Consider the following 24808-nt stretch of genomic DNA (forward strand, 5'->3'; position numbering starts at 1 on the left):
GGCGGTGTCAGTCATAGATCACCTCGGTTCGCCGCATGACAAAATCAATCTTTACATCATATAATTGTACTAATATGCTATTATTTATGGTATTTATTTGGATAGCTTTGAGCCCGGTCGTAGGCGGATTGAGAAGCGGTTCATAGCTAAGGAGTGAATCGTGAACTTTGTTGAAGCAACGACGCTGTTCATTCGGCATCTGGAAACTGAGAAACTCCGCTCCAAGGAAACCGTTCGCGCTTACACGGCCGATCTCGAGGATTTCAAGGCCTATCTGGCTTCCTGTCATGGCCGGGAACTTTCACATGTGGAAAGTATCGACACTTTTCACATCAGAGGATTCCTGGCAGCTCGCTTCGGCAAGATCAAGAAGGTCAGCCTTGGACGGAAGCTCGCCGGAGTGAGGACGTTCTTCCGATTTCTCGTGCGAGAAGGTATCGTGCCCAAGAACCCCGCGGTCGGCATCCGCGCGCCGAAGCGCGAAAAACCCTTGCCCAAGGCCTTGAGCGTCGATGATGTCGATCGTTTTTTCTCCCGCAATTCTGACATGGCGAAGCGGGACCTTGCCATATTTGAGCTTCTTTATTCCTCCGGTCTGCGCGTCGGAGAACTGACGTCGCTGAGGGTCCAAGATTTGGATTTAAGCAACGGATGGGTTCGCGTAATAGGAAAGGGGAACAAAGAGCGATACGTGCCGGTGGGATCTCGTGCCGTGGCTGCTGTCCAGGATTACTTACCGTGTCGCGCGGTGTTGGAGAAAAAAAGCTGTATTCTTACCACCGATCGCGCTTTGTTTCTTAATTCCCGCGGAGGACCGTTGTCTTCACGTAGCATTAGACGTATACTCAAGGTGTCCCTGAACTCGGCATGTCTGGCAAGAGATGCTTCACCGCATACTTTTCGCCATTCGTTTGCTACACATCTGCTTAATGCCGGCGCGGATTTGCGTTCAATCCAGGAATTAATGGGCCACGCGAGTCTGTCCACCACGCAGCGTTACACAAAAGTGGATCTGGGACGGTTGATGGAGGTTTACGACAAAGCGCACCCCCGCAGCGGTTCAGTGAAGAAAGAGAAATAAAGACAAACTTCGGGTTATGGGAGAAAAGGCAGCCCGGACTCGGGATGCCCTGCTTGTGCAGATGGTGACCGTCTAACCTAGATTTTCAAAAGGCGTCCCGGTACCCGGGGGAAGCCTGAAACTCTCATCCAGCGGTTGAGGACAATACATAATGAGCAAACAGCAAATTCGCGGCACGACCATCTTGTGCGTCCGTCGCGGAAACACGGTTGTGATGGCCGGCGATGGGCAAGTATCTCTCGGCGAAACCGTGGTAAAACACTCCGCGCGGAAAGTGCGTCGTCTGGGGAAAGGCGACGGTGTCCTTGCGGGATTTGCCGGCTCCACTGCCGATGCTTTGACGCTGTTGGAAAAATTCGAACAGATGCTCGAAAAATACGCCAATAACCTTACGCGGGCAGCGGTGGAACTCGCTAAAGAGTGGCGAACGGACCGGATGCTGAGACGCCTGGAGGCGCTGCTCATTGTGGCCGATGCAGAGAAGACCCTGCTCTTGTCCGGCACCGGAGACGTGGTAGAGCCGGACGACGGGATCATAGCCATCGGTTCCGGCGGAAATTTCGCGCTGGCCGCTGCTCGGGCGCTGGTCCAGCACACGGACCTTCCGCCGGTTGAGATAGCGCGTGTGGCCATGGCCATTGCCGCGGAAATATGCGTATATACAAATGAAAAAATAGTGATGGAAGAACTTTAGACAAGAGGAAAAATGGATACTTTCACGCCTCGAAACATAGTTGCCGAACTGGACAAATACATCATAGGACAGCATACGGCCAAAAGGATGGTGGCGATAGCCCTCCGGAACCGCTGGCGACGCACACAGGTCCCGGAAGAGCTGCGCGAAGAAATAGCACCCAAAAACATAATCATGATTGGACCCACCGGTGTCGGCAAGACCGAGATTGCTCGCAGGTTGGCAAAACTGGCGCAGTCACCCTTCCTAAAGGTTGAGGCTTCCAAATTTACAGAGGTCGGTTATGTGGGGCGAGATGTCGAATCCATGATCAGGGACCTGGTGGAAATAGGGATTACCCTGGTCAAAGAGGAAGAGTATGAAATGCTCCGCCCCAAAGCCGAAGAACTGGCCGAGGACAGGCTGCTCGACATACTCCTGCCCGTAAGGTCCGTCCGAAAACCTCGAAGGGCTCAATTGGCTCCGGCCCAACAGGAGCAAAGCGAAGACCTGGAGGTTGCCCAACGCACCCGCGAGAAATTCAGAAAGATGATCCGAAACGGCAGGCTCAACGACCGAGAAGTGGAGATCGAAACTCAGACCAGCGCTATCCCGGTTGTCGAGGTTTTTTCACCTGCGGGCATGGAGGAGATGGATATTAATCTCAAGGACATGTTCTCCAACATATTCCCGTCGAAGACCAAGCGCCGGAGAGTGAAAGTGCCCGAAGCGCTCCAGATGCTGGTCCAGGAGGAGCTGAGCAGGCTTATCGACACGGAAAAAGTTACCAAAATGGCCAAGGAGAGGGTGGAGCAAACCGGGATCGTGTTCATCGACGAGTTGGATAAGGTTGCGGGATCACACTCGTCCATGCACGGGCCGGACATCTCCCGTGAGGGTGTCCAGCGGGACCTGTTGCCCATAATAGAGGGCTCCACCGTGAACACAAAACATGGGGTGGTGCGGACGGATCATATACTTTTCATAGCAGCCGGTGCGTTCCACGTTTCCAAGCCGTCGGACTTGATCCCGGAAATTCAGGGTCGATTTCCCCTGCGCGCGGAACTGTCCGCTCTGACACGAGAAGACTTCGTTCGCATTCTCACCGAACCGAAGAACGCTCTTGTAAGGCAGTATCAGGAACTCCTCAAGACCGAAGGAGTCGCCTTGGACTTTCAGGAGGACGCGGTCCAGGAGATAGCCAGCTTAGCCGAGGAGGTAAACGACCGCGCGGAAAACATCGGCGCCAGACGTCTGCACACCATAATGGAAAAGCTGCTTGAGGAAGTGTCGTTCGAAGCCCCGGACATGAATGGTGTCAGCGTTACCGTGACAGCGCAAATGGTTCGGGAAAAGCTCCAAGACATAGTCAAAAGCCAAGACTTGAGCCGCTACATACTGTGAGAAAGATGGCAGGGAGAACCTTTTTGTAAAAAGGTTCCTCCCCGCACCCCTCTCCAAAAACTTCTATATCATAATGGCCTGTAGGCTTCCGCTGCTGCGTAAGCCTACAGGCCATTAATATAGAGCTCTTGTGAAGCCGGCACGGGAAATGGGATCACTGCAATAGCCGCCAGAAATCACGGGTTCACTTCCGGGTGTCCGGCCAACGCGGGACTGGCTTGTCCGGCAGTGCGACCCCATTCGGGAAACCTTTGGAGAATCCTTATAGAGAGTAAGTTTGCCCTGAATATTCCGACCGCACAGCAATTCCGTTGGCGAGTGGGCGGACTAATTCCGTTGGGCCGCGAGGTCGACGCGGCTTGCCGGTTCAGGGTCAATTGGTATGCTTACGGGCAAAAAAACGTAGCTTGCCGTTGACGGCCCTTGTCACTTGCCGGAAGCTGCTCGCTTTGACGCCTTGAGCGGATTGATTTTTAGGTTCTGTTCGACGACTTTGCGTTCCAGGTGGGTGGCGAAATTGCATTTTCCGCGTGCCCACTTTGTGGCGGGTGCTGGGGCGACCGTGCAGAAGATACCTTCTGTCGCGGTCAAGGTGCGGGAACAACCCTCGCACTGGTCGACGACCGCATGGCAACGGCCGCCGTTGAAATTGCACCCTTTATTTGTCATGAATGCGCACTCTACGCCCTGTTTCAAGGTTATGCACTGCATTGTATTCCTCCGTGGGATAGTCAGCCGGGGCAGGACGCCCCGCCGTCGGTGTTTAACTTCTTATTATGGCTTGCCGAAAAAATAAGTCAACCGAAAACACCTCAATTCACAAAAAATATTAACCCCCCATATCTCAGTGCGCATTCGAGTTCCCTTCTTGGTGCCACGGATGTGCCGCCAGGCTCATCCGTGACCACTCAACGCCTTACGGCATCAGAGGAATCTTCGTTGTACCTCAATCCTTCAATGTCCAAGCCCACTACCGCGGCCAAGGCGAGCCCACTTGTACCCTCAACGGATCAGGTTCGCGTCATGGTCTGGGCACGACGCTTACCTTCATCGTCACCTGTCCGTACCCGGAGCATTCCACCCCGGAGTCGGGGCATCGCACGTTACGCATGAAGTGGAACTGATTGGGATCAAGGCCTTCGCTGAGGCGTTCGTTAATCAGGGCCACAGGGACCACCAGTTGCGATATGAGGTAAATGCACATCCTTTTGGGACAGAGTTTGTTGATGAAATTGCCGTCCACATCCAAGACGAATCTATCCCCTTGTCTGTGACCCGAATTGCAGTGGCTCGATCCCACGACTTCCGCCAGGATCGAGTAGTTGGCCGCGGCCTGCGAAAGCCGTTCGATATGCCTCGCACGCGGGTCATCCTTCTCGAAATGATTCAAATCCGCCGGTCCGTACCCGACCCGTTCCGCGTACCTGTCCAAGACCTGTTTCCTTTTGTCGTCCATTTAGCCCTCCTGATAAACAGATGTAATCGCTTTGCGCTGCGAACTTCGCTCAAGCACTGCGTGTCGAGCACTGTACGAACCAGGCCACAAGGTGTTGCTACATCCACTACAACTTTCCTTCGTCGAGCGACGGGTCCTGGTCGTGCACAGCCTGGCGGTTCTCCGCCTGACTCCGCGACGCATAGGCCAGGGCCAGGAGAATTGAGTTGAACTTGGTCTGGGCCGTATCGCCTCTTGATGTCAGGACAATGGGAACCGTGCCCGGGCCCGCGGTGATTATCCCGCCGTTGTCCACCATGAGCCCTAAGCTCCCCATGGTCTTGGAGAGCATCTTGTACAGCACATTCGCGGTGTTGATGTCCGTTCCCACAAGGCAGTTCGCGTCGCCCATAATTCGGCCGGAATAGTGCTTTTCTTCCGCGACTTCGGGGACCGTCGCCAGGTCAAAGGATAGCGGCCCTTCAACGATGAGGGGGCCGTATCGACCTTCCAGATCGCCGGACCTCTGTTCCGTCTGGGCGGCGAGTAAAGTCGAGGGAATGGCCGCTGTCTCTTTCTCCACAGCTGTTATTATGGCCACTTTCAGCACCTGCCTTGCATCCACGACTTTTCTGACCACGTCTATCTGGTTTTCGATCGCATGGAGCAAGGCATCCGCGTTCCTGAATCCCGGATTCACAGCGGCGTCCGACAGGGCTAAAAAACGTCCGTCCGGGAGCACGAACAGAGCGGTATGGGATGCGAGCCTTCTTACCGGGGCCTTGCCGGAGGCCGAATCGGCCGGATCGGATTTATAGATAGACAAGGCTTCGCGTAATATGCCCGCGGTGTCCAAGCTCCCCTTCATCACTATATGGTCGGAATTCTCTTGGAGGAATTTCCGAAACACATCCGCCATGGAGCGCTTTTTGCTCTCGTAATCCACGGCAAGCGGATCGATAGGTATGATTTGCACGGAGGCATTCAGGTTCGGGGAAAGAGCGACCTTGGAACGGTCCACTGCTTCAGCGATCTCGCGTGGGTCCCCAATTAGTGCGACTTTGTCCAGCAGGCCGTAGTCCTTGGCGTTTGATACCGCTACAAGCGCGTCTTCGTTGTCAGCGCCCACGAGGACAAGATTGACAGGGCTGAACCTTCCGCTAGCTATTGAGTCCTTAACTTCATCCAGCAGAGTGGAAAACGAGAATTGCTCCAGGCCGGCAACCGTCGAGCCCAGGACCTGGATCGCATGTTTCATGCTGCGAGTCTCTACTGTGTAGTGAAGCCGCCTGTCTCCTTGTGCAGGGTTGACGTACATCTCGAACAGGTGGTTCGCGATCAAATATTCGTGTTCCAGGGAATCGAGGCACATCATGGGCGTGAACGGGTTATCTATCATTTCCCGAATCTTGAGGAACAGCTCCTGAAAATACGGATCAAGGGCCATCATGCTGGTAATCACTATAAAATGGGGCCGCTCGGCCGGCTTGCCCGCGGAAGCCATTTCCAGGATCATTGCCACCTGCTTGGCGTACGTGTCTACTACGGTCATCATGGCGTTGGACAGGTGGGAAGAGATCTTGCCGGAATGCACAATCATCAGTAGTTCGCAGATTTCTTTCACGCCGGTGCCAATTTCGCGCGAGGCCAGACGGAAACTCGGTGGTATGGTGAAATTCTCCTGCTTGAGGGAATCCACTATCTTACCGAAATCAAATTCGATTAGAGACCGGTTTGCGTCCTGAGCGGCCAATTCTCTGATGATCTGTGGTCCTGTCTTCCTGACCACCGACGCGAAAAGCTCGTCCAGAGACATCACAAGAAGATTGAGTTGTTCCGGGTTGATCCGCTGAATCTCGGACAGTAGGGCGGCTATGGACTTCAGCGGAGTGACCTTCACATAGCCTCTGAGGCTCTGCCTCAGTTCCCTGGAGTCGGCCCTGAACAAGGAATACATGTCATGTGTTCTTAGCGTGGAAAATGACAGGGGACTACAAACCGAGGCGTTCACCCTTTCCTGATCGCCCTGGCGTCTGAGGAGTTCTTTAAGTTCCCAGCCCACCAGGGCTCCACGGTTCAACGAGCTGTTGTGGAGTCTTTTCCATGACTCGTCTCGAACCTGCTCCGTGAGGACGTAGATGCCGTCCGGGACCGTTCCCAGGTCTCCGCCGCCGCATACCACGTCGGTAACGTCCGAGAGTTTTATGCCGTGCTTAAGGAGCTGGTTGGTTATCTGCAAAGCCAAGGCTTCCGGGGAAGTGCCGAACGTGCGGAACTCGATCTCGCTGCGAAATAGAACTCTGAACCCTCGAGTTGCCAGAACATACACGGCGTATCGCTTGGAAATCAGAGCTATGGTAACGGTGTCCTGCAGATGACCAAAAGACGCTTGAAGCCTCGTCTGGTCTGTTTCGATGGCCTTGCGTCTCGAAATGTTCCGCAGGATCATTTGAATGATCGGGCTTTCACGTCCGGGGGCGCCACACCGGTAGATCGTCAGAATATAAACTGAGAGGATTTCGCCATAAACCTGAATAAAGGCTCGTTCGCCCTTGAACGGCTCCGACGCGACCAGCAGACCCTCCATCAGGGACCGGAGTTCCTCGAATACCTCCGGCTCGTGGCTGTGACGTTCGATGTCCAGGATCTGGTTGATAACGTGCCTGTGGATAAAGGTCGAGGCTTTAGCCAATTGTTCCTGAGCCTTTTTCCCGGCGCTCATATATTCGGCCACTTTTGTCCCGACCTTGTGGGTCGATGGGGCCGCGTTCTCGCTATTCGTGAAGAAAGCGGAGGAAAAGTAATCGGATTCGATCAATGCCTGCCGAATGCCTTCGATTCTCTTGGTTATGTTGATGTCAATTCTCATGGTGCTGTGAATGTCTCGCATTGCCTGTAGGGCTAGTATCATATAGTTATTTACAGTCACAGTCTCATATGAGCAAGTGAATGAAAACGCCGGCGAGGGATAATTTTGAAAATACTCGTTATTAACAGTGGCAGCTCATCGTTGAAATACACGCTTTTTGAAATGAACGATGAAAGCGTTCTTTTTTCCGGAACCATAGATCGGATCGGTCTTGGAAATGCGAGCCATTCTTTCAGCGAAGCAGCCCGAGAAACTACCACAGAAGAAAAGGAAATTGCAGATCAAGGGGCCGCACTGGACGAAATGCTGAAGACTCTTGCGTCCGCGGGTCCGGTGGGACCTCTCGACGAGCTTTCCGCTGTAGCTCACAGGGTGGGGCACGGCGGGAAATATAGAGACGCGGTGCGCATCACTCCCGACGTGATTGCCGAGATCACGCGAATGACCCCGATGATTCCTCTTCATCATCCCGCCATGATCCGGGAGATCGAAGAGTGCCATGCTCGAATGCCCAAAGCGATCCATTGCGCGGTTTTTGACACCTGGTTTCACTGGAGTATTCCCGATGAGGCCGCGATTTATGGGCTTCCTTACAGGTATTTTGAGAAAGGATACCGCCGGACGGGCTTTCATGGCAATTCCCACGCGTATGTCTCGGGCAAAGCCGCGGAGTTTCTCGGGCAGCCTATAGAAGAATTACGAATAATCAGTTGCCACCTGGGGAACGGAGCGAGCGTCTGCGCGATAGACCGCGGCAGATCAATAGATACGAGTCTCGGGATGACCGCGGTAGAAGGGTTGATGATGGGAACGCGCTCGGGTGACGTTGATCCGGGCCTTCTGCCGGTCATCATGCAGGAGGATTCTCTCTCGCCCGGCCGGATGACCGATATGCTATTCAAGGACTCCGGGCTGCTGGGCATAAGCGGTGTCAGCCGGGACATGCGCGAGGTGGAGGCCGCCGCGGCTCGGGGAAACCCTCGGGCTTCCTTGGCGCTTAACGCCTTCTGCTACAAGGTGAAGAGATACATCGGAGCAATGCTCATGGTTCTCGGCGGGTGCGATGTGCTGATATTTACCGGGGGAATCGGCCTGAACAGCCCCACCGTGAGGTCGAAGTCTCTCGAAGGAGCTGCGGGCCTTGGATTCGTGATAGACGAGGAGGCGAACCTCAGAGCGACGACCGAGGCCCAGAATCTTGTGACGGATATCTCCGCCGCGTCATCGAAGGTGAAGATCCTTGTAGCAAGAACCTTCGAGGAACTGATGATGGCCCGCCAGTGCGCGGCTGTTGTGGAAAGAGAACTTGCGAGGTGAAGCCCTTTGTGAAGAGGCTTCCCCCGATTGTTATCGGCGTTTCTCGTGCCGCACGAGGAATTCTTCCCAGCGCCGGTCAGTCCATTCCTGAAGCGCCCGGATTTGTTCGCCCGAGATCTTTTTGAAACGTGTCTGGCCTTTGACGTAATCAGCGACTGTTTTCTTCCTGCCCTTCTCAGCTAAAGCCAACGATCGGGAGGTGAGCTTGAAATTGCCATCCCTGATCTCGAATAGGACGTGAATGCCTGTCTCTACCGCGAGTTTTCCCATTTTGATGAGGTCCTTGTTCGGGAATCCCCAGCCGGGAGGGCAGGGTGCGTGGACTTCTATGTAACGCGAGCCGGTAATGTCTTTGGCCGCACGGAACTTGTCGTACAGGTCCAGAGGAAATGCAGGCGACGCTGTGGCAACATAGGGAATGCCGTGAGCCTCCACGATTCCAATCATGTCCTTCTTCTGCTGTAGCTTGGCCAATATCGGCGTGGTGGAGGTGATGGCCCCTGTCGGGCTGGCGCTGGAGCGCTGCGTTCCGGTATTCATGTACCCTTCGTTGTCGTAACAGACGTAGATGAAATTAGTGCCGCGCTCGAAGGCCCCCGAAAGTGCCTGTATGCCGATATCGTACGTTCCGCCGTCTCCCGCGAATGCCACAACGGTGTAGTCCTCTTTACCTACGGCCCTCAAACCGGCAACCAGTCCGGAGGCCGAGGCCCCCGTGGCCGCAAATGGGTTGTTTATGCAGATGACCTTTACGGGAGTAATGGGATAGACCCCGTGGAGGACCGTCATGCAGCTCGCCGGGACAGCGACGATCGTCTTCTTGTGGTTCAGAGCTTTCAATGCGTGGCGATAAGTCAACATCAATCCGCAAGCCGCGCAGGAACGTGTGCCCGGCATAATGAATTCTTCTCTGGGTAGTTCTCTGACTGCCTTGGTGGCCATTGATTCACTCATCCTTATACAAAAGCTGGAAGAGAGACGGGCGCTCTCACCCATGAACGTCTATCCAACCCCGTCCCGGAGTCCCCGTAATAATCTCCATTGCCGCTTGGACCAACTGTTCGGGTCTGACGTCGCGTCCGCCCAGTCCTGCAACGTAGCTGTGGAACCGGGGACGCAGACCTTTGTCGAACAGGGTCGCCTTCAGGTCCGTTGCGAGCGCACCGCTGTAACCGTAGCTCACATCCTTCTCAAAGACCGTTGCCGTCGCCACTCCGGAGAGTGCTCTCGCCAAGGCCTCAGATGGGAAAGGCCGATACGCTCTCACTCCCACAACGCCGGTTCTCAGGCCTTGTTTCCTCATCTCGTCCGCGGCGAGCGTGGACTCCGAGGCCAGCGAGCCCATGCTGACCAAAGCGTGTTCCGCGTCATCCATACGGTACTCCCAGATGAGGCCTCCCCATCCCCGGCCCACGATCGACTCGAATTCCCTGTCCGTGGCTTGTATTGTCTCCATGGCGGCAAGCAAATCCTCCTGCAAGCGATATCGCAGGTCCATGTATCCCGGTTTCAGATGGCCTTCCGAGTCCTGGCGCGGTTCGCTCAATATCAGGGGATTGAGGTTCATGAAGTCCCCCTCCGAGATTCCCATAGCTGTCGAGTAGGGCGGCAGCAGTCGATCCACTTCTTCCTGTGAAGGTATCTCTACCGGGGTGCTCGCATGTGAAAGAACGAATCCGTCGTAGCAAACCATAACAGGTAGAAGCGATCGCTCTGCTATCCTGAAAGCCTGGACAAGGGTATCCAGGACCTCCTGGCTGTTCCGGCAGTATAGCTGAATCCAACCGGTGTCCCGCTGAGATATCGAGTCTTGCTGATCGTTCAGGATCGTCCACGGAGCCCCGACTCCCCGGTTAACGCAGGCCATGACCACCGGGACACGGCTTCCCGCTGCCCAGTGAAGCATTTCGTGCATGTACAGAAGACCATTGGCACTCGTTGCGGTGAAAACTCTGGCCCCCACTTGTGACGCCGCGATGACGGAGGCCATCGCTGAATGCTCACTTTCTACGGTCAGGTACTCCGCTTTGAGTTCTCCCTTTTCCACCATTTCGGCCAACTCTTCTGTGACCGGCGTCTGCGGTGTAATCGGGTAGGCAGCTATCACCTGCACGCGGCACAGGGCTGCGGCAATTGCCGCAGCAGTATTGGCCGTAATGATTCTGACATTATTCATGAGAAATCCTCGGACATGCTAATACGAAGGCATTTTGCGATGAATTCATCTTGATGGGATCCCGCATCCCGTCCGTGCCCTCCTCAAAAAAAACCTCTGTTACTCGCTTGTCGGCTTCCGATGGCATCCGAGGCTGACAAGCCAGCAGAATAAAGAAGTTTTTGGAGAGGGGTGCGGGGAGGCCCTTTTTACAAAAAGGGTCTCCCCGCAATTTACTCTTTCCGTTCTTTTCCGCCCGGGCTTCTTCCCTCGACCATCTCGATGGCCTGGCGCGGACACTCTTCCGCACAAACCCCGCACCCTTTGCAGTACTCCAGGTCTATCTCAAGAGGGAATTCCCGTGTAATCACCCCGTCGGGGCAGTAAAGCCAGCAGAGCAGACATGAATCCTTTTGCGAACACTTTTCCTGGTCGATGATGGGAGTCTGAGATCGCCAATCGCCCGTTCTCCCTGCTTCGCCTGCCGCGGGTTGGGACGCGGCGACGGTGGTTTTTTCAATCTTTTCGGTCATTGAAGCCTCGCGATCATACCTATAGAGCCAGAGAATCGAATACGTGATTCACCATCGTTACAAGCCGGCCACAGGATTTTGAGCGATGAGTGACCACAAGCAGGGCCGGAAAATTACCCACCCGTAGAAGCCCGAGGAAGCTGCGGCTCGAAAATTCGAGTGCCCTCAAAGGCCAGATCGAGTGCCCGGAGGTTCCTTTCGAGTCCGCGGCCCTGGAAGTTCTTCTCTATTGCTCGGCGAATGTTCTCCACGGAGACCAGATCCAATGCCGCAGCAAAAGGGCCCAGTATGGACGTGGAAATCAAGACGTTGCCTTCAACAATGAGCCCCGCGGTTTCGGAAGAACGGAACGCGTCCGCGACCGCTATTGTAAAGGGACCTTGAATCCCAAGTTCCTGCGGCGTCCGGGAGGAATTTATGATCAAAAAACCGCCTTCTTTAAGGTTAGCGGTAACATTGACCATGTCCAACAGGTTGTCGTCCAGCACCACGGCCACGTCGGGTGAAACCACATTCGAAAACGTGCGGACCGGCTCCCGGGAAATCCTGGTGTGAACGCTTACCGGGGCGCCTCGTCGCTCTGAAAAGTAAGTCGGCTTGGCGCTTACTCCCTTGAAGCCCTGGTAATAGGCCGCCTCAGTAAGTATTTTGGCTGCTGTGACCGCGCCCTGTCCTCCGCGGCCGTGCCAGACTATTTCGTAAGATTCATTCATTGGCCTTCTAATCCTCATCGCTTTTGAACCTTCCTAAATTAATCCAGTTCGGGGCGTTCGTCAACACGGAAAGCTGTGAGAGGCATCTGTAAGGTTACGCGGGGCCGGGGAGGTTATTGACAGGAATTTAACCGCAGAGAACGCTGAGACCGCAGAGACGACGATTCAAGCGGAAAGGAATCGGCCGGTGAGGCCGGCTAGACGTTCCATGCAAAGGGAGAGGTAGGTAGGGTCAATCTCGTACCCGACAAAACGGCGGCAGCAATTCACCGCGGCAATCGCGGTAGAGCCGCTTCCCATGAACGGGTCGAGCACAACATCACCCTCGAAGGAGTAAAGGTGCACGAGACGTTCCACCAGGGCCACTGGAAACGGGGCAGGATGCCCCACACGTCGAGCCGACTCCGGGGGGATATGCCATACGCTGGTGGTAGCGGACATGAATTCGTCACGAGAAATGGTCGATTGTCCTTTGTCCGGCCGATCGAACCGTTGCTTCGAGAAGATCAGGATATACTCGTGCAGGTCCCTTAGGGTCGGATTACCCGCGGACATCCACGAGCCCCATGCGCAAGATCCGCCTGCGCCTTTGCCTTTTATCCAGATAATCTCGCCTCGCATGAGAAAGCCCAAATCGCAGGCCATCCTGGCAATGTGAGCATTCATAGGGACATACGGTTTCCGGCCCAGGTTGGCCACATTGAAAGCGACCCTGCCACCCGGCAGCAGCACCCTGAAGGTTTCGGCAAGGACCTTGTGGAGAAATTCGAGGTATTCATCGAGCGTCAAATCAAGGTCGTAGTCCTTACCCACATTGTACGGCGGTGAGGTGACCATTAGCGCCACAGAGTCGTCCGGCAGCTCCGGCATGTACTCCGAGGAGTGCTGGAAAACTCGATCCAAGTGCTCTGGAGGTATTTCGCTGGAAGGGAGCGGTTGCCCCCTATCGGCCACAGGAGCGAACAGTTTTCTCGCGTAGAACGCGGATGAGTCGTGTGCTTCGCGTTTTCCGGTGCCGAAAGAGCGTGTGGATGTTCTGGAGTTCAATCTTAGTCCCGAGCATACCGGCAGATTGTGAAGGAGTTGGGCCGGGATGACGAGACAGGAATAGCATCCTAAACGATTGATGTCAACTAAAAAGCCTTAATAAACAAATGGTAATATACATTATTTAAAGTAATAAATGTAGTGTAAGGATAACATCTGGATATTACCAGATTAGCGTGGCAAGGCAGCGTGTACACCCACAACACCGGTAGATTTTTCAGACCCTTCAAGGACCCTCCGGCCAACCTGGGACGTCACCCTGGCGAGGGCCATGGGCTTCAACTTTAGTTCCTAATCTCCTTCGTCCCAGAGGGACGAGACGAAGGTAGCCCGGCGATTCAGAGACTGTCTCAAAAGCCCGACAATGGAGAGGTTCTCCTGTAGGGGCGCTTCGAGAAGCGCCCTGATTTCAGGCGGTTCACGAACCGCCCCTACCGACGGCGCGCTGAAATCTTTGGTTTTGAGCCAGTTTCTTCATCGCCGGGACTAACTGGTTGATGTGTATATGAAAAACGTGCCGGCACGGAGGCCGCGACGTACCAATTTCCAAGGAGCGCTTTTCGTAATCGGACACTATCTTGGACACTTGCCATAAGTTAGCCCCTATGGGCGAAGGCCTGGGTCCATACCGCGTTCCCGCGGGACTGGATTCCGGTTTTCGACGGAATGACGGTAGCCGCGTGCTCTACGTGTGGGTGGTTACTCATGTCGCGGACTTAGTTTTTCGGCACGGGACATGTAGGTTTGCTGGCGATGGGAATTCCGGCCCAATTTCCGTCAAAGAGGTATGATTAGGCTCAGTAAGTATTGGTCGGTTTTTTTGGCTAGTATTGCAGTCGAATCAGCAGGGTAAGGAAGTGACGGCGGAGGCCGCCCCAAAGGACGGCAGCGCTTGGTTCGTGAGGCAATCCATTAAAACGGGCAGCGATTTTATCTCAAAGTTAGTAAGACGCGGAGGGCCTCAAAGATGAAACCCTCCGCGCCCGGATTTGCGAGCAACTCGATCTTATTTGTTGCGCATTCTTCTCAGCTTTTTGAGCAGGCGTTTTCTGGCCGCCATCGCCTTTCGCTTCTTTTTGACGCTCGGTTTTTCATAAGCACGGCGCTTCTTTGTCTCTGTCAGCACGCCGGACTTTTGTACCTGTTTCTTGAATCTTCTCAGTGCATTTTCAAAAGGTTCGTCTTCCTTGACATAGATTCCCGGCATTCCGGTCGCTCTCCTTTCAGAACGGTCTTGTACGGGGATTCTTCAGCGCATCTTTTGGGGCGGATATGCATCATTCCGCAAACGCATTTATCCGCGGCGCTCCCCTGTACGCGTCTATGGTGGCTCTCATAGCGCGAGCCATATGTTCTAAAGCAATTGGCCGCACCCGTTATCAGTGGTAACAGGTGCTCATTGAATATGTGATATCGAATAGGTTGGTCTTACGTGGAGGTATCAAATCCCTTCTACCAAGCGTCTCCTGGCCGGATCGCCATTTTCACGGGGAAACGCTCGTCAGAATTGGTCCGGAACGAGACTTTCGGTTCCGCTCAAGAGCGCGGGAGCCTTAGTCTCATTCCAATCCCTTATTATAAACATAGAGTCCGGCGGGTCAAGAGAAATTCGGTGCTCTTCATAAAAGGCTTGCGTTCGCGATGCCCCCGTGCTATAAAAGAAAGTTCAGATATTTCGGAACCGCCTTATTCCCCCCACCCAATCGGACGCCAGGCAATCGTCTGAGATCAGCGTTTCCTAACACGCGTGGGGTTCCCACACCGCGTAAGTGCGCGGGCCCGCCGCCGGCTCAATCGGCGACATAAATCTTAGAACTGAGGAGTAGTTGACTCCATGACTATCCAATATTTTGCGAATCTTCGTGACCTTAACCGCTTCCTCAAAACCACGCCTGTGGACCTTCCCCCCTCCCGATTAAACGAAATAAAGACTCGAGCCAAAAAGAAGAAAGCTTCCAGCTTCATGGTGTGGGTCAATCCTTCCGGCCATGTGATCGACCTGTCCATGCGAGTTTGACGCACTACCGGCCCTGAAGGCGCGGTGTGGCCCGCTCCTTGATGCCCATTCGTTGCCGTAGAAGTGAGCAAGGCGGGCTACCAAGCCTCAGCCCCCTGCGCATCAGAGTGGGGATCTGGGCCCTTGCCGCCGGTGGATTATGCTCCGCGTTCGGTTGCGAATCGGTGTGAGGATATCTTCTAGCCCCATAGGCGTATGGCCTCAGTCGGGCATTTTTTGTGGCATTCCAGGCAGGAAATGCATTCTTCCGCGCGTTTGTCGTACACGCCGAATTGCTCCGTGCCGCGTTGCGTCTCCATTGGGCAGACCTTGTGGCAAGTCCCGCAATCTATACAGTCGGATGTCCGTTCGGGGAAGACCGCGGCAAAGCGGTTGAAAACCGACAGACAAGCGCCAAGAGGGCAAATTACCTTGCAAAAGAAACGCCGATGCCCCATGGCCATTATGACGATCGCAAACAATATGGCCAGACGCACGGAAAGGGAGACCACGTCCGCGGAGCCTCTCATAACCGCCCAGGGTATGGCGGATTCAATGGTTGCCACCGGGCACAGGCGGCAGAAATAGATGGGTGATTCCGGCGCCCAAAAAACAGGAACAGCTACCACCAGCCCCACGAACACACCGTACTTGATGAACCTGGTCCAGCGCGGAACCGAGAACCTTACATAGGGGACCTTGTACAAAAGCTCCTGCACAAAGCCGAAAGGGCAGGCCCATCCGCACAGAAGCCGGCCTGCAAGGAGCCCTGCCAAAGCTATCCCGCCTATGACGCTGAGAGGAACGATGCCCACTGACGCACACTGACCTATCACGCCGAGAGGACACGCGAAAATTGACACAGGACATGAGTGGCAATTCAGCACCGGGAAACAGATGAAATGCCACTTCACCAAGCCTATGTTGAACAAGGCCGCCATGGCAAGTTGAACTTTTAGTCTGAGCTTTTCCAACACATGTTCCTTTGATGAGGAAATCGCATGGGCCATCCTCTTGTGAAAACCCCGCCGGACCTGGGGTCCCCGCGTCCAGCGAGCTGTTCAGAAGAGGATTTCCTCGTAGGTCCCTTGTTCAAAAGCTTCGGCAACGGATTTTCTGCTCACGGACCCGCAAACTGCGGTTCGAGGCTAGAGTCACGTCGGACAAGGAAGACGACCCTTCAAGGAATTGAGATCCGGGTAATTGGAAATCAGACGACCGTCCTTGTACCTGCTGATCCCCGAAAACGTCTGGGCATTGACGACTTCCGGCTCTGTGAATTGCTGTGATTGAACCGTCAACTGTCCCTGTTGCTGATCATATCCCGGTATTTTAATTGCGATTCCCACATCCTTCAACTTGTCGAACTTCTCCAGGTTGTCATAAACCACGAACTTGCGGAAAAAACCGCCGTACACAATTGCGGCTAAACTCATGGCGAGCAGTATTCCGAACAGGATTTTGCGGACCATAATGAACCGTCTCTCACGTCAAGGCGACTTGCGCCCGGATCTGCGTTCCATCCACTGCCAACGGATAGAATCGGTTTCTTCGACCTCTTTGCTAACAAATTATATACCAATTTACGTTGACTAGCTACGGCAGTCCATGTCATCACAACCAGCGGATGCGCGGGTCCCATGCTCATGCCCGGAATCGCGGTGGGGGACTCGCCGGGAGATAGTGTGTTATCGGAAAAGCAAGCGGTCGTCAACCGCTGAGCATTCCAGTGGGAAGCGTTTTTCCTCTTGTTAAGGATCGGCGTCAATGAAAGAAGGCAGACTTTTCGTAATTTCAGCCCCTTCGGGGGCCGGCAAATCCACCCTGATCGAAAGGCTGAGGGCACTTTCCCCTGACCTGGCATATTCGATCTCATGCACCACCCGCCAACCGCGAGGAGACGAGAAGGACGGCATCCATTATTACTTCCTGTCTCGAGACAGGTTCGAGACGATGATAAGAAATGACGAGTTTCTGGAGTTCAAAGAAGTGCACGGCAATTTCTACGGTACGCCTGCCGAGCCGGTGGCCGAGGTGCTGAAACGCGGAGGGAGCATCATCCTGGACATTGACGTGATGGGTGCATTAGAGGTTTTCAAGCGAGTCCGAAACGCGGTCGGCGTTTTCATTAGTGCGCCTGACATGGAGGCCCTGGAGAAGAGGCTCCGCGCGAGGGGCACGGATTCGGAAGCATCCATACAGACTCGCATGAGAAATGCCGTCCGGGAAATAGAAATTGGAAGCAGCTTTCAGTACCAAATAGTCAACGATGATTTGGAGAGGGCGGTCAAGGACCTGGCTTCGATTATCCGAAAAGAATCCGGTCTTTCTTAGGCGAGAACTCTACTCAGGGGACCTTCCGATAATTACGTCCACGGTGCTGGTCTTGCTTCCCCGCAAAACCGTCATTTTCAGGAGGTCTCCAGGTTTGGCTCCGGCAATTATCCTGGACAAATGACGCCCATTGCGGACGACAACTCCATCAGCGTCCAATATGAGGTCACCCTTTTTCAGCCCCGCGTTGGACGCTGGAGTCGCTGCCAACACTTCGTCCACATATGTGCCGCGAGGCGGCTCCAATCCAAGCCTCAAAGCCTGCTGGGGGGTCACGTCTTCAACGTATATGCCCAGCCACCCGCGAAGAGAGGCCTCCGCGTTCTTGGGCCCGTTGATCAGTTCGGTGAGATAATTGGAAGGAATGGAAAACCCTATACCTTTTCCTGCCGCGATGATTGCCGTATTGACGCCGATGACTTCTCCGGCCATGTTGAAGAGCGGGCCTCCAGAGTTGCCCGGATTTATGGCCGCGTCAGTTTGTATGAAGTTGTCGTCCGGACCGAGGCCAAGGAATCGGCTCTTACCGCTGATGATGCCCTGGCTCCAACTAGCCCCGAGTCCGTACGGGTTTCCGACGGCCAAGACCCATTCTCCCACTTTGACCGCGGAAGAATCCGCTACTCGGGCCTTTTGCACCTGATGCGGCGGAGTGATCTTGAGCATAGCCAGGTCCATCTTGGGATGGATAGCGACTATCTTTGCCGCAACGACCTTGCCGGAGGAAAGGGTCACGAGTATTTTGCTGGCCCCTTCCACGACGTGCGCATTGGTTACAACGCTTCCTGCCGTGTCACAGAAGAAACCGCTGCCCACACTGTCCGATTGGAGCCTATCTTTCGGCCTGGACTGATCTTCGAAATATCCCGGTCGGGATCGGAACAGAGGAGGGGGCTCAGTGGAGCTATTCTGAAGGATATGCCTTTCGATGGAGATGTTGACAACGACAGGGGTCAGTTCCTTTATTAGCTCAGGAAGGTCAGGCCATCCGCCGCGTGGCGGAGGATTCCTGGGACTGACCGCATCCGCGGCAAAGCCGAGGGTGCACCCCGCGAGGATACACACAAATGCGGTGAAAAGAGCGACAACTTTTGGACATAGGCTCTCAGGCCTGTTCATGCCGATCGCCCCCGATTATTTGGATGATTCTGTCTCTATCAAGATGGCTCTTGCGTGTCAACTTGAAGTCTTATAATCGGGGCCGGTTTTTTTTCCAAAACGCCCGTCAGATGTTCTTGCGAAGGACCAGCAGCAGTTCCCGGACAATTCTGGCCGCGGTTATAGTTCCGACCTCCGAGGGATCCAGACTGGGGTTGAGTTCGACCACATCCGCTCCCAACAGGTTTTGACCCGAGAGGACGGTGAATAGACGCTCCAGGTCGTCATAAAACCAGCCGCCTGGTTCCGGATTTCCTGTCGCGGGCATGCACGACGGATCGAGCACATCGAGATCGAGTGTCAGATAAACCGGTCGGTCGACAATGCGCTTGAGCAATAATTTCTCGGCCCCCGCGCCCCATTGGAGCAGGGTCCTGTTCTCACGCATCCACGAGAACTCTTGCTTTGTGCCTGAGCGTATTCCGAGCTGGACGAGACGGCGCGGCCCCACGATCTCTTCCACTCTTTGGATAACCGTAGCGTGATTGACAAGGCTGCCTTCGTAATCATGCCGGAGGTCCGAATGCGCGTCCGCGTGAATCACCACGAAATCGTTACGGATTCCATTTAGGGCCTTAATGATGGGCAGCGTGATTGTGTGCTCGCCCCCGATACAGAAAGGCAGCGCGGACTCGCTCAATACTTCGGAGACCCGTGCCTCGATCTTATTCAAGGCGGCATCCAGACCATGATCGGACAGATTGAGATCGCCCGAGTCGGAGAAGAAGAAGTCCGTGATGTCACGGCCGAAAAAAGGCGAATAGGTCTCAATGGACTCCGACGCGTCTCTAATGGCTTGAGGGGCCTTGTCCGATCCCTTGCGGTAGGTCGAAGTCATGTCCAACGGGCACCCTATTATGGCAGGACATCCTGTACGCGGCTCCTGCGAAACGCACCCGAGAAAAAGCTTTTCGCTCATTCGTCAGAATACTCCCGAGATCAATGGCATCTGTCCCTAGAAGATTAGCTGAGAGCCAAGGGTTTCTTAAGAATTGAATTCAGGATCGCGACTCATCAACCAGTTTGGTTACAAAAGCGGGCAGGGCGAAGGCCGCTCGATGAACCTCGGCGCTGTAGTATTTGAGAGACTTTCGGACCTCCGGAGCCACGTCTCCAAGGGCCTGGGCAACTGGGTCCAGGTCCTTCGAGCAAAAAGTGAAAGACCACAGGCCACCGGGATAAGACGGCACGGTGGCAAGATACGGTCTGATCCTGTCGTGGCCGAAAACTCCACCCAGATCTCTCTGGGCCATCGAAAACACATCTTCCATGAAAAGCGGGCTCTCAGTCTGAAACACGGCCGCACCGCCCGGTTTAAGCGCCCTTCTTATTGATTCATAAAAGGATATTTCATAAAGGGCCTTTCCCGGTCCCACAGGATCGGTGGAATCCACGAGGATGATGTCGAATTCTTCCTCGAAGTTCTTCACGTAAGCGGCACCGTCTTCATTCACCACTGTAACCCGAGGGTCGTCCAAACCTGCCGAAATTTCGGGAAAAAACCTGCGGCATGCACTTACGACCTGCGGGTCAATCTCGCAAAGGGTCACGGATTCCACCGCGGGGTATTTCACCGCCTCAGTTACTGCGCCGCCGTCACCACCACCGATGATCAAGATCCGTCGCGCGGCCGAAACAAGGGCCATTGCCGGATGAAGAAGCATTTCATGGTAAATGAATGAATCCTTGTCCGTGACCATGAAGCACCCGGCCAGGACAAGCACGCGGCCCATAAAATCGGAATCGAAGACCTCGATCCTTTGGAATGAGCTGACTTCGTCAAGGAGTTTATTCGAATAGCGAACGGAAAAGGCCGTCCGATTCTCAAATGCTTCAGTAAACCATTCAGATTGATTCAGGGACATAATACCACCGCCGCGAACACCGCACCCACCCTTCGAACGGTCAGGGTTGCCGAAATGCTTTTTATCTGTTTGATACGAGTACCTCTTATGACTTCCATTCCTTCCCTCACCATGGCTTGCACCGCTTCTTCACAGGGTCCGGGCTCCCCGATTCGCGAACATTCCATAATGAGTCCTGCGGCAGCAGGATCCTCAGGGATGCCGACAGCCACCGCGGCCGAAATCGTAATGCCCTGCTCGGACGAAACCCGTTCCCCATAGGCCAGGGGCACCAAAGATCCCTTGGGTAGAGGAAAAGGCTCGACCTCCTCAGCCCCGGGTGGAAGGATGCTGCTAAGCTTTATCAGATTGGTGTCCCCGATGCCGGCCTGCAGCAGCGCCGCGTCAAACGCGTTCAGGTCGGTCGATGCTTCCCCGAAACCGGAAGTCAAAAAGAACCTCTTCGGAAGATTTCCAAACAACATCAAACAGCTCCTCAAAGCAACTTATGCCAACGCGCGGTCAACGGAGTAACGACGGAGGAATCCGGTCTTGCGGGTCTCCGTAGCGAACCCGGCCACGCCTCGGCGTCCGCCGCGGAGAAGGTCCCTAATGCAGGCAAGACCACAAGGTCGCCATATTACTAGTATCAAAGCGCATAGGTATATTTCGATGGCGCTTGCACAAACGAAATACCGGTGCAGCCAAAAAGAGTTAGGTTATCACATTTGAGTGGGCGTCGTGAAGACAATATTTGTGGGAAGCCAGGTAAGAACGAAAGGCATCATGACTCTGACGAGGGCTTGGTCTCGCACTGTTTGAGTATCTCCGTCTTAATCTCGTCCAATTCCTCTCGAATCGCTTCGCGACTTCCATGAATGAACATCTCATTCTTGGCCAGCCGGTCTTCCAGGACCTGGATCTTCGGGAGCATAAAGAAAATCCCGTAGGCTCCTAGGCAGACAAGAAGCGCCAAGTTAACGATCTGAAATATCCACAAGCCTAGTCCCCCATCGCTCCTTGCGGCCTGGGCCGCCGGCGGCTCCGACCGGGTTGGCGATGGGCTGGACTGACCGTTTTCCGGCCGAGGCTGCGGAGGTGTCTCAGGTCTTGAGGGAGGCTTGGGATCTTCCTGGTATTGCGCCACGCGAAGATCAGGTGAGGTTTTGATCGGAACCCTTATGGTATCCTTGATTGTGTTGCCCTGGTAAACCTTGACCAGAATCTCCTTCCCGTTCAAACGGCCCAGCAGAGCCGGATCGGGCTCGGGGATAAGTACCACCAAGACCCCTGAATCCGCCCCCAGAGTGAAACGATCCCAGTTCTCACGAGGAACCTGGCTCTGCTCAAACTTTTTGATAATTTTCTGAAAATACAGCAGGCTCTTTTCAGGGAGTTCGATACCGATCACCTGATCCATGCCGGACCGGTTGTCCACATCAAGTATCTCACCCTTCTTGAGGTTGCTTTCGTTGAATTCAATAGCGGTCTTGTTCACGCTGATGGAGACGTCTCGACCGGTGCCAAGTTGCACAGTGCGGTCTTTCTCGGACGCGGTCTCAGAGGAGACCAGCGGCTGTTCGTTTACGGAGATTGACAGCAGATCCTCAATCGGTTTGCCCGCGAACAGGTCTAATTTCGTCTTTTCGACGATTTTCAACGCGACGGATTTGCCCATCGAGTCTTGAAAGACCTTGCTGAGCGGGTTGTAGTGTGGTCCGGACAGCGGCATGGGCTTGCCCGCCACATTATCTGCGTTTATCCACTCCACGTGCAGCAGACCGGCATTGCGACTAACGTTTCGGTTCTTCAGGGTGATGGCAATGACGCGGAATGATTGTTGGGGATCGGTTTTTCGTATTAGGATTTCCTTCTTCCCGACGGTTACGGTAACCTTGGGGACGAAGACCCCCTTGGGGTCCTTGATTCCGTAGGTTTCAGCGATGCCGCTGCCGGGAAGCAGGAGGCCCAAGCTGAGAATGAGGCACGAAAAGATGCCCTGATAGACCAAATGGCAGAGGATGTCTGATCTCGCTTGTCGCATCGTGCCCCTTATAAATCAAGCCGGTGCCAAAAAGGCAAGGCTTTTCTTACATTTGCGCTATTCTAACAGGCACATAGAGGAAAATCAATGAATAAGTTTGAAGCAACGGCTCTGTTTCAAATATAATACTCGTGATTCATATCGCAAACCAAGGCAATGGAGATATTCTTTCATGGATTATCCACAGATTCCCACCTCAAGGCGATCCGAAGAGATCCCTCCGTTTCTCGTAATGGACGTGCTGGAGAAGGCCATGGAAATGGCCGAAAGCGGAACTGACGTCATACATTTGGAAGTCGGCGAGCCGGATTTCGATACCCCCGCGAATATCGTCCAGGCAGGCATCCGGGCGATGCAGGCCGGGAAAACCCACTACACGCCAAGCATGGGAATACCGGAACTCAGGAGGGCCGTGGCCGAACACTACGAGAGGACATACGGCGCGACCGTGGACCCTCAATGTGTGATCATAACTTCCGGATCGTCGCCGGCCATTCTTTTGGCCCTCTCGGCACTGCTGGACCCGGGCTGCGAGGTCATACTCTCCAACCCTCATTATGCGTGCTATCCCAATTTCATACGTTTCCTGGGCGGAGTACCCGTTTACGTTACTATTAGGGCTGAGGACGGCTTTCAGATTGATCCTGACGAAGTGGCAAAGGCTGTAACGGATAAAACACGGGCAATCTTAATCAATTCCCCTTCCAATCCGACCGGAATAGTCATGGACCCCGAGCGGATGAGACGTTTGGCTGAACTGAAGGTACCCATCATATCCGATGAGATTTATCATGGGCTGGTTTATGAGGGTCAGGAGCATTCGATCCTTGAATTCACCCGGAACGCCTTTGTGCTTAACGGGTTCTCCAAGCTTTACGCCATGACCGGCTGGAGATTGGGCTATGTCATTACTCCCAAGGAGCAGGTGCGCCCTATTCAGAAAATGACGCAGAATTTCTTTATCAGTCCTGCGGACTTCGTTCAATGGGCCGGTTTGGAGGCGCTGACCAATTCGTCCACGGAAACCGCTCGGATGAAGGCCGTTTTCAACCAGAGGCGGGTGGCCATGATCTCGAAGCTGAAGCAGATCGGATTTGAAATAAGAGTGGACCCCACCGCGGCTTTTTACATTCTGGCCGATGCCAAGCGTTTCTCGAAGGACTCGTACCGTTTTGCCTTCGAAATACTGGAGGAGGCAGGGGTAGGCGTGGCGCCGGGCATAGACTTTGGAAGCAATGCTGAAGGCTTTCTCCGTTTCTCTTACACCAATTCCCTTGAAAACATTCACGCGGGTCTGGACAGATTAGACCTCTACCTGAAGCAGAGGTTCGGCGCAGTCAAGGCGGAGAGCCGGTGACTCAAAGACGAATATTCCTGAGCCCGGAAAGCCTTTGCAGAGAAGGGATTGTTTTTCCGCGCAAGACAGCCCATTATCTTCGAAACGTCCTACGGCTGCGATCCGGAGATTGCGTGGAGGTTTTCGCTGGCGAGCGGCAATGCATCATCCGGTTGGCCGCCTCACCCGGAGGCGAGCTTCGCGGGGAAATAGTCGAATCCAAACCGACAGATCCGTGCTCAGCCGAAGAACTTGTTTTGGCATTTTCCTGCGTTCGCCCCGGGCCTGTGGAGGAAATACTGAGACACGGGACCGAACTGGGCGTGACGCGGTTCGTGCCTATCCTCAGCACGCGGGCAAACCGCCGTCCCCCGGAGATCAAGCCGCGCTGGGAGTCCATTGTAGCTGCTGCAGCCGCTCAGTCGCGGCGCGGCCAAACGCCGTTGCTGAGTTCTCCGTCAAGTTTCGATGATTTCATCCAGGGCGCTTCGGCATCGGGCACGCGAATCCTCCTATCGACGGATTTGGACGCGGAACCGCTCCTGGCTTTTCTGGAGAAGCACGCGCCATGTGAGATAGCCATATTGGTGGGGCCGGAAGGCGGCTTGGAGACGGGTGAAGAGATGAAGGCCGTCGAGGCTGGGTTTCACCCGGTGAGCCTGGGAGCGGGCGTGTTACGAACCGAAACAGCGGCAGTGGTCGCGGCCGCTACCGTGACGATGTGGAGGCATTGGTCGGAATCGCGAGGGCGAAAAACTCAAACAGGGCTCTAGACGGCGCAGGGTGCTGGCAATGGCTTGACGGCCTTCCTGGTTCACCTAATTGACGTGGACAACCCTTCATGCTATTCTATTTTTGACGGCGACCGG

Annotated in this window: 24 protein-coding genes; 8 read left to right on the forward strand and 16 right to left on the reverse strand. The window is 54.5% G+C overall.

Going from position 1 to position 24808, the window contains the following annotated elements; translation table 11 throughout:
• Positions 1-184 precede the first annotated feature (184 nt).
• The 3 genes from HY913_02620 (at position 185) to hslU (ending at position 3158) form a co-directional block, all read left to right on the forward strand.
• Complete coding sequence (locus tag HY913_02620; protein MBI4962147.1) at positions 185-1081, forward strand: tyrosine recombinase XerC; 897 nt, start codon at positions 185-187, stop codon at positions 1079-1081.
• Positions 1082-1232: 151 nt separating this feature from the next.
• Positions 1233-1775: an ATP-dependent protease subunit HslV gene (hslV, locus tag HY913_02625; GenBank protein MBI4962148.1), complete on the forward strand. Its 543-nt coding sequence runs from the start codon at positions 1233-1235 to the stop codon at positions 1773-1775.
• Positions 1776-1787: 12 nt separating this feature from the next.
• The gene (gene hslU, locus HY913_02630; protein MBI4962149.1) at positions 1788-3158 is read left to right on the forward strand and encodes an ATP-dependent protease ATPase subunit HslU; all 1371 of its coding nucleotides are present in this window, start codon (positions 1788-1790) and stop codon (positions 3156-3158) included.
• 426 nt (positions 3159-3584) lie between these two features.
• Here hslU and HY913_02635 read toward each other — a convergent pair whose 3' ends face one another.
• The 3 genes from HY913_02635 to HY913_02645 form a co-directional block, all read right to left on the reverse strand.
• Positions 3585-3869 carry a hypothetical protein gene (locus tag HY913_02635; GenBank protein MBI4962150.1) on the reverse strand — a complete coding sequence of 95 codons (285 nt, stop codon included), beginning with the start codon at positions 3867-3869 and terminating at the stop codon, positions 3585-3587.
• A gap of 310 nt (positions 3870-4179) precedes the next feature.
• Positions 4180-4614: a hypothetical protein gene (locus HY913_02640; GenBank protein ID MBI4962151.1), complete on the reverse strand. Its 435-nt coding sequence runs from the start codon at positions 4612-4614 to the stop codon at positions 4180-4182.
• Between the two features lie 106 nt (positions 4615-4720).
• Positions 4721-7522: a hypothetical protein gene (locus HY913_02645; protein ID MBI4962152.1), complete on the reverse strand. Its 2802-nt coding sequence runs from the start codon at positions 7520-7522 to the stop codon at positions 4721-4723.
• A 45-nt stretch (positions 7523-7567) separates the two neighbouring features.
• Here HY913_02645 and HY913_02650 point away from each other — a divergent pair, with 45 nt between their 5' ends.
• Entirely contained in the window at positions 7568-8779 is a 1212-nt protein-coding gene (locus HY913_02650) for an acetate kinase (protein ID MBI4962153.1), read from the forward strand.
• Between the two features lie 30 nt (positions 8780-8809).
• Here HY913_02650 and HY913_02655 read toward each other — a convergent pair whose 3' ends face one another.
• The 6 genes from HY913_02655 to HY913_02680 all read right to left on the reverse strand — a co-directional run bounded on the left by HY913_02655 (position 8810) and on the right by HY913_02680 (position 14434).
• Entirely contained in the window at positions 8810-9721 is a 912-nt protein-coding gene (locus tag HY913_02655) for a pyruvate synthase subunit beta (protein ID MBI4962154.1), read from the reverse strand.
• A gap of 46 nt (positions 9722-9767) precedes the next feature.
• On the reverse strand, positions 9768-10955 hold the full coding sequence (locus tag HY913_02660; GenBank protein MBI4962155.1) for a pyruvate ferredoxin oxidoreductase: 1188 nt from the start codon (positions 10953-10955) through the stop codon (positions 9768-9770).
• 212 nt (positions 10956-11167) lie between these two features.
• A complete protein-coding gene (locus HY913_02665) occupies positions 11168-11467 on the reverse strand; it encodes a 4Fe-4S binding protein (GenBank protein MBI4962156.1) in 300 nt (99 codons plus the stop codon).
• 113 nt (positions 11468-11580) lie between these two features.
• A complete protein-coding gene (locus tag HY913_02670; protein ID MBI4962157.1) occupies positions 11581-12180 on the reverse strand; it encodes a 2-oxoacid:acceptor oxidoreductase family protein in 600 nt (199 codons plus the stop codon).
• 165 nt (positions 12181-12345) lie between these two features.
• Complete coding sequence (locus HY913_02675; protein ID MBI4962158.1) at positions 12346-13227, reverse strand: site-specific DNA-methyltransferase; 882 nt, start codon at positions 13225-13227, stop codon at positions 12346-12348.
• 1006 nt (positions 13228-14233) lie between these two features.
• Positions 14234-14434, reverse strand: a complete 201-nt coding sequence (locus HY913_02680; GenBank protein ID MBI4962159.1) for a 30S ribosomal protein S21 — start codon at positions 14432-14434, stop codon at positions 14234-14236.
• A 627-nt stretch (positions 14435-15061) separates the two neighbouring features.
• Between HY913_02680 and HY913_02685 the strand changes: the two genes are divergently transcribed.
• Entirely contained in the window at positions 15062-15244 is a 183-nt protein-coding gene (locus HY913_02685; GenBank protein MBI4962160.1) for a hypothetical protein, read from the forward strand.
• A 179-nt stretch (positions 15245-15423) separates the two neighbouring features.
• Here HY913_02685 and HY913_02690 read toward each other — a convergent pair whose 3' ends face one another.
• Positions 15424-16197 (reverse strand): 4Fe-4S binding protein, encoded by a 774-nt coding sequence (locus tag HY913_02690; protein ID MBI4962161.1) that lies wholly within the window; start codon positions 16195-16197, stop codon positions 15424-15426.
• A gap of 180 nt (positions 16198-16377) precedes the next feature.
• Entirely contained in the window at positions 16378-16695 is a 318-nt protein-coding gene (locus HY913_02695; protein MBI4962162.1) for a hypothetical protein, read from the reverse strand.
• A gap of 295 nt (positions 16696-16990) precedes the next feature.
• Between HY913_02695 and gmk the strand changes: the two genes are divergently transcribed.
• Positions 16991-17557 (forward strand): guanylate kinase, encoded by a 567-nt coding sequence (gmk, locus tag HY913_02700; GenBank protein ID MBI4962163.1) that lies wholly within the window; start codon positions 16991-16993, stop codon positions 17555-17557.
• 9 nt (positions 17558-17566) lie between these two features.
• Here the strand turns inward: gmk and HY913_02705 are convergent, their stop codons facing one another.
• The 5 genes from HY913_02705 to HY913_02725 form a co-directional block, all read right to left on the reverse strand.
• A complete protein-coding gene (locus HY913_02705) occupies positions 17567-18676 on the reverse strand; it encodes a trypsin-like peptidase domain-containing protein (protein MBI4962164.1) in 1110 nt (369 codons plus the stop codon).
• 106 nt (positions 18677-18782) lie between these two features.
• Positions 18783-19634: an agmatinase gene (speB, locus tag HY913_02710; protein MBI4962165.1), complete on the reverse strand. Its 852-nt coding sequence runs from the start codon at positions 19632-19634 to the stop codon at positions 18783-18785.
• A 79-nt stretch (positions 19635-19713) separates the two neighbouring features.
• Positions 19714-20580, reverse strand: coding sequence for a polyamine aminopropyltransferase (gene speE / locus HY913_02715; GenBank protein ID MBI4962166.1), 867 nt, complete (start codon positions 20578-20580; stop codon positions 19714-19716).
• Complete coding sequence (locus tag HY913_02720; protein MBI4962167.1) at positions 20571-21044, reverse strand: arginine decarboxylase, pyruvoyl-dependent; 474 nt, start codon at positions 21042-21044, stop codon at positions 20571-20573. Before HY913_02720 ends, speE begins: the two co-directional genes overlap by 10 nt.
• A 299-nt stretch (positions 21045-21343) precedes the next feature.
• Positions 21344-22603, reverse strand: a complete 1260-nt coding sequence (locus HY913_02725; GenBank protein MBI4962168.1) for a hypothetical protein — start codon at positions 22601-22603, stop codon at positions 21344-21346.
• Between the two features lie 172 nt (positions 22604-22775).
• On the opposite strand from HY913_02725, the gene HY913_02730 reads away from it, so the two are divergent.
• Entirely contained in the window at positions 22776-23960 is a 1185-nt protein-coding gene (locus HY913_02730) for a pyridoxal phosphate-dependent aminotransferase (GenBank protein MBI4962169.1), read from the forward strand.
• A complete protein-coding gene (locus tag HY913_02735; protein ID MBI4962170.1) occupies positions 23957-24712 on the forward strand; it encodes a 16S rRNA (uracil(1498)-N(3))-methyltransferase in 756 nt (251 codons plus the stop codon). The genes HY913_02730 and HY913_02735 overlap by 4 nt, the downstream gene beginning before the upstream one ends.
• Positions 24713-24808 lie beyond the last annotated feature (96 nt).

This window comes from Desulfomonile tiedjei (genome assembly GCA_016212925.1).
Classification (GTDB): domain Bacteria; phylum Desulfobacterota; class Desulfomonilia; order Desulfomonilales; family Desulfomonilaceae; genus JACRDF01.

Bases quoted from the DNA above. Each gene is read 5' to 3' on its own strand.
- hslV (MBI4962148.1), top strand. From the start codon at position 1,233: ATGAGCAAACAGCAAATTCGCGGCACGACCATCTTGTGCGTCCGTCGC.
- hslU (MBI4962149.1), top strand. From the start codon at position 1,788: ATGGATACTTTCACGCCTCGAAACATAGTTGCCGAACTGGACAAATAC.
- HY913_02635 (MBI4962150.1), bottom strand. From the start codon at position 3,869: ATGCAGTGCATAACCTTGAAACAGGGCGTAGAGTGCGCATTCATGACA.
- HY913_02640 (MBI4962151.1), bottom strand. From the start codon at position 4,614: ATGGACGACAAAAGGAAACAGGTCTTGGACAGGTACGCGGAACGGGTC.
- HY913_02655 (MBI4962154.1), bottom strand. From the start codon at position 9,721: ATGGCCACCAAGGCAGTCAGAGAACTACCCAGAGAAGAATTCATTATG.
- HY913_02660 (MBI4962155.1), bottom strand. From the start codon at position 10,955: ATGAATAATGTCAGAATCATTACGGCCAATACTGCTGCGGCAATTGCC.
- HY913_02665 (MBI4962156.1), bottom strand. From the start codon at position 11,467: ATGACCGAAAAGATTGAAAAAACCACCGTCGCCGCGTCCCAACCCGCG.
- HY913_02670 (MBI4962157.1), bottom strand. From the start codon at position 12,180: ATGAATGAATCTTACGAAATAGTCTGGCACGGCCGCGGAGGACAGGGC.
- HY913_02680 (MBI4962159.1), bottom strand. From the start codon at position 14,434: ATGCCGGGAATCTATGTCAAGGAAGACGAACCTTTTGAAAATGCACTG.
- HY913_02685 (MBI4962160.1), top strand. From the start codon at position 15,062: ATGACTATCCAATATTTTGCGAATCTTCGTGACCTTAACCGCTTCCTC.
- HY913_02695 (MBI4962162.1), bottom strand. From the start codon at position 16,695: ATGGTCCGCAAAATCCTGTTCGGAATACTGCTCGCCATGAGTTTAGCC.
- gmk (MBI4962163.1), top strand. From the start codon at position 16,991: ATGAAAGAAGGCAGACTTTTCGTAATTTCAGCCCCTTCGGGGGCCGGC.
- HY913_02705 (MBI4962164.1), bottom strand. From the start codon at position 18,676: ATGAACAGGCCTGAGAGCCTATGTCCAAAAGTTGTCGCTCTTTTCACC.
- speB (MBI4962165.1), bottom strand. From the start codon at position 19,634: ATGAGCGAAAAGCTTTTTCTCGGGTGCGTTTCGCAGGAGCCGCGTACA.
- speE (MBI4962166.1), bottom strand. From the start codon at position 20,580: ATGTCCCTGAATCAATCTGAATGGTTTACTGAAGCATTTGAGAATCGG.
- HY913_02720 (MBI4962167.1), bottom strand. From the start codon at position 21,044: ATGTTGTTTGGAAATCTTCCGAAGAGGTTCTTTTTGACTTCCGGTTTC.
- HY913_02725 (MBI4962168.1), bottom strand. From the start codon at position 22,603: ATGCGACAAGCGAGATCAGACATCCTCTGCCATTTGGTCTATCAGGGC.
- HY913_02730 (MBI4962169.1), top strand. From the start codon at position 22,776: ATGGATTATCCACAGATTCCCACCTCAAGGCGATCCGAAGAGATCCCT.